The 4,355-nt window shown below is 62.5% G+C and carries 3 protein-coding genes; all 3 read left to right on the top strand.

Going from position 1 to position 4,355, the window contains the following annotated elements; translation table 11 throughout:
- Positions 1-1,092 (top strand): glycine cleavage system aminomethyltransferase GcvT (gcvT, locus tag RUE5091_RS22350; protein WP_112297219.1); only part of this gene is annotated, 1,092 nt, incomplete at its 5' end.
- A gap of 18 nt (positions 1,093-1,110) precedes the next feature.
- Positions 1,111-1,476: a glycine cleavage system protein GcvH gene (gcvH, locus tag RUE5091_RS22355; protein ID WP_058284155.1), complete on the top strand. Its 366-nt coding sequence runs from the start codon at positions 1,111-1,113 to the stop codon at positions 1,474-1,476.
- Between the two features lie 177 nt (positions 1,477-1,653).
- Positions 1,654-4,355, top strand: a 2,702-nt coding sequence (gcvP, locus tag RUE5091_RS22360; protein WP_058284156.1) for an aminomethyl-transferring glycine dehydrogenase, incomplete at its 3' end; no start/stop codon positions are given.

The following is a 4,355-nucleotide window of genomic DNA, read 5'->3' on the forward strand; positions in this document are numbered from 1 at the left end:
ACCGAACCGAAACGCACCCCCCTTTACGATCTCCATGTTGAGTTGGGAGGTAAGCTGGTTGATTTTGCGGGTTGGGAGATGCCTGTCCAGTATCCGATGGGGATCATGGGAGAGCATAAGCAGTGTCGTGAGAAGGCGGCGGTGTTTGATGTGTCTCATATGGGTCAGGTGATCCTGCGCGGTGAGAATGTGGGCGAGAAGCTTGAGGCGATCTGCCCGCAGGCTTATGCGACGCTGAAGGAAGGCAAGGCGCGGTACGGGTTCTTCACCAACCCTGAAGGCGGGATCATGGATGATTTGATCGTGTCGAATGCGGGCGATCATTTCTTTGTGGTGGTGAACGCGGCGCTGCGTCATCAGGACATTCCGCATATGAAAGCGAACCTCGAAGGTGTCGAAGTGACCGAGATCTTCGACCGTGCCCTGGTGGCGGTCCAAGGCCCTGCGGCGGAAAACGTGGTGGGCGAACTGTGCCCTGCCGCGCGCGATCTGAAGTTCATGGAAACCACGATTGCCGATATCAACGGTGTCGAATGCCGCATCTCGCGGCTGGGCTATACCGGCGAGGATGGGTACGAGATCTCGATCCCCGAGGATAAGGCGATTGAGGTCACGAAGGCGTTTCTGGCGCATGAGGATTGCGAACCGGCGGGTCTGGGCGCGCGCGACAGCCTGCGGCTGGAGGCGGGTCTGTGCCTTTATGGCAATGACATCGACCAGAGTACCTCGCCGATTGAGGCCAGCCTTGGCTGGGCCATTCAGAAACGCCGCAAGGAAGAAGGCGGCTTTCCGGGGGCGGATCGGGTGCAAAAGGAACTGGCCGAGGGTGCCGCCCGTAAGCTGGTAGGCATCAAGCCTGATGGCCGTGCGCCTGCACGTCAGGGCGTGGAAATCCAGTGCGCCGAGGGCAACACCATCGGCCAGATCACCTCGGGCAGCTTTGGCCCCACGGTCGGCGGACCGGTGGCTATGGGCTATGTGAGCAAGGGCCATGGCGAACCGGGCGAGAAGGTGAACCTGATCATCCGGGGCAAGGCGCAACCGGCCGAGATCGTGGCCCTGCCCTTCGTCAAACAGAATTACAAGCGTTGAAGTCAGGAGAGAGACAACATGGCAACCTATTATTCCGAAGAGCATGAATGGCTGACCGTCGAAGGGGACACGGCCACTCTGGGCATCACCAAACACGCCGCCGAGCAGCTGGGTGAAGTGGTGTTCGTCGAGCAGCAGGAAGCAGGCGACGAGTTCGAAAAGGGCGGCGAGATCGGCGTGATCGAATCCGTCAAGGCCGCGTCCGAGCTGTACGCGCCGGTCGATGGCGAGATCGTGGAAGTGAACGAGGCGCTGGCCGACAACCCCGGTTCGCTGAACGACGATCCTGAAGGCGAGGCCTGGATCTACAAGATCAAGGTCACGGATGCTTCGCAGCTGGAAGACCTGATGGATCTGGACGGCTACAAGTCCTTCATCGGCTAAACCAACTTCGGAGCCCCGCTCTTGGGGCTCCCTCGCTTCACCAGGGGCTTCCGATTTGGGGCTCCGCCCGTTCGGGCCTGAACCTGTCCACCGGACAGGTTCCGGGACGGCCCTCACCCCCCGCCGGAGGCGCCTGCCTGCCCGGCCGGACCTGACCTATTCGACAGGAGCGCTGCAATGGCCTTCAAACTGACCGATTACGAAGCCTATGACTTCGCCAACCGCCGCCACATCGGCCCGTCGCCCACCGAGATGCGCGACATGCTCAAGGTGATCGGCTTCAAGACGCTGGACCAGCTGATCGACGCCACGGTTCCGCCTGCGATCCGGCAGAAGGAACCGCTGGACTGGGGTCCGGCGATGACCGAGCGTGATGCGCTCTTTCACATGAAGCAGGTGGCGAGCAAGAACAAGGTTCTGACCTCGTTGATCGGTCAGGGGTATTATGGCACCACCACGCCTGCGCCGATCCTGCGCAACATCCTGGAAAACCCGGCCTGGTACACCGCCTACACGCCCTATCAGCCCGAGATCAGCCAAGGCCGTCTTGAGGCGCTGCTGAACTTCCAGACCATGGTCAGCGACCTGACCGGGCTGGACGTGGCCAACGCGTCCTTGCTGGACGAAGCGACTGCTGCTGCCGAGGCCATGGCAATGGCCAAGCGCGGTGGCCGCTCCAAGGCCAACAACGCGGCCTTCTTTGTCGACCGCAACTGCCACCCGCAGACTATCGCGGTCATTAAAACCCGCGCCGAGCCTCTGGGCATCGAGGTACAGGTCGCTGATCCCGATACGCTGGACGCAGGCGCGGTGTTTGGCGCGATCTTCCAGTATCCGGGCACCCATGGTCACGTGCGTGACTTCACCAAAGAGATCGCGGCGCTGCATGAGCATAAGGCAATTGCTATCGTCGCCGCCGACATCCTGTCGCTGGCGCTGCTGAAGTCGCCCGGCGAGATGGGCGCGGATATCGCCATCGGTTCGACCCAGCGCTTTGGCGTTCCGATGGGCTATGGCGGCCCGCACGCCGCCTATATGGCGACCACCGACAAGCTGAAGCGCTCGATGCCGGGCCGGATCATCGGTGTCAGCATCGACAGCCGTGGCAACAAGGCATACCGCCTGTCGCTGCAAACCCGCGAACAGCATATCCGCCGCGAGAAAGCCAACTCGAACGTCTGTACCGCGCAGGCGCTGCTGGCGGTGATTGCGTCGATGTACGCGGTCTATCACGGCCCCGACGGCATCAAGGCCATCGCGCAATCGGTGCACCGCAAGACCTCGCGCCTGGCCGCTGGTCTGGAAGAGGCGGGCTTTGCCGTTGAGCCTGAAGTGTTCTTCGACACCATCACGGTTGAGGTTGGTCATCTGCAGAACGTCGTGATGGAGGCCGCCGTGGCCCGGGGCGTCAACCTGCGCAAGGTCGGCGACAGCAAAGTGGGCATCAGCCTGGACGAACAGACCCGGCCCGAGACCATCGAGGCCGTCTGGGGCGCCTTCGGCATTGACCGTAAGGATGACAGCTCGAACGTGGCCTACCGCCTGCCGGATTACGCGCTGCGCGAAAGCGAATATCTGACCCATCCGATCTTCCACAAGAACCGGGCCGAGGCCGAGATCACGCGCTATATGCGCCGTCTGGCCGACCGCGACCTGGCGCTGGACCGGGCGATGATCCCGCTAGGGTCCTGCACCATGAAGCTGAACGCCACGATCGAGATGATCCCGGTCACCTGGCCCGAGTTTGGCAATCTGCACCCGTTCTGCCCCGAAGATCAGGCGCAGGGCTATCACGAGATGATTGCAGATCTGAACGACAAGCTGTGCCAGATCACCGGCTATGACGCGATCAGCCAGCAGCCCAACTCGGGCGCGCAGGGGGAATATGCGGGCCTGCTGACCATCCGCAACTATCACGCATCACGCGGTGAGGCGCAGCGTAATGTCTGCCTGATCCCGACCTCGGCGCACGGGACGAACCCGGCCTCGGCGCAGATGGTGGGCTATCAGGTTGTGCCGGTGAAAGCGGATGACAAGGGCAACATTGATGTCGCCGATTTCCGTGAAAAGGCGGAGAAGCACAGCGACCATCTGGCCGCCTGCATGATCACCTACCCGTCCACCCATGGCGTGTTCGAGACCACCGTGCAGGAAGTCTGCCAGATCACTCATGATCACGGCGGTCAGGTCTATATCGACGGCGCCAACATGAATGCCATGGTGGGCCTGTCGCGTCCGGGTGACATTGGCGGTGACGTCAGCCACCTGAACCTGCACAAGACCTTCTGCATCCCGCATGGCGGCGGCGGCCCCGGCATGGGCCCGATCGGCGTCAAGGCGCATCTGGAAGAGCATCTGCCCGGTCACCCGGAATACGGCACCGCCTTGGGTCCGGTCTCGGCGGCACCCTTCGGCTCGCCGTCCATTCTGCCGGTCAGCTGGGCCTATGTGCTGCTGATGGGTGGCGCCGGTCTGACGCAGGCGACCAAAGTGGCGATCCTGAACGCCAACTATATCGCGGCGCGCCTGAGTGAGGCCTATCCGATCCTGTACACCTCCGAGACAGGCCGGGTGGCGCATGAATGCATCCTCGACACTCGTCCCTTGGACGAGGCAGCCCATGTCAGCGTCGACGACATCGCCAAACGTCTGGTCGATTCAGGTTTCCACGCGCCGACCATGTCCTGGCCGGTGGCCGGCACCCTGATGGTGGAACCCACGGAATCGGAACCCATGGCGGAACTCGACCGTTTCTGCGACGCCATGCTGTCCATCCGGGCCGAGGCGCAGGACATCATCGACGGCAAGATCGACGCGGAGAACAACCCGCTGAAAAACGCCCCCCACACGGTGCGCGATCTGGTCGGCGACTGGGACCG

This window comes from Ruegeria denitrificans (assembly GCF_001458295.1).
GTDB lineage: Bacteria > Pseudomonadota > Alphaproteobacteria > Rhodobacterales > Rhodobacteraceae > Ruegeria > Ruegeria denitrificans.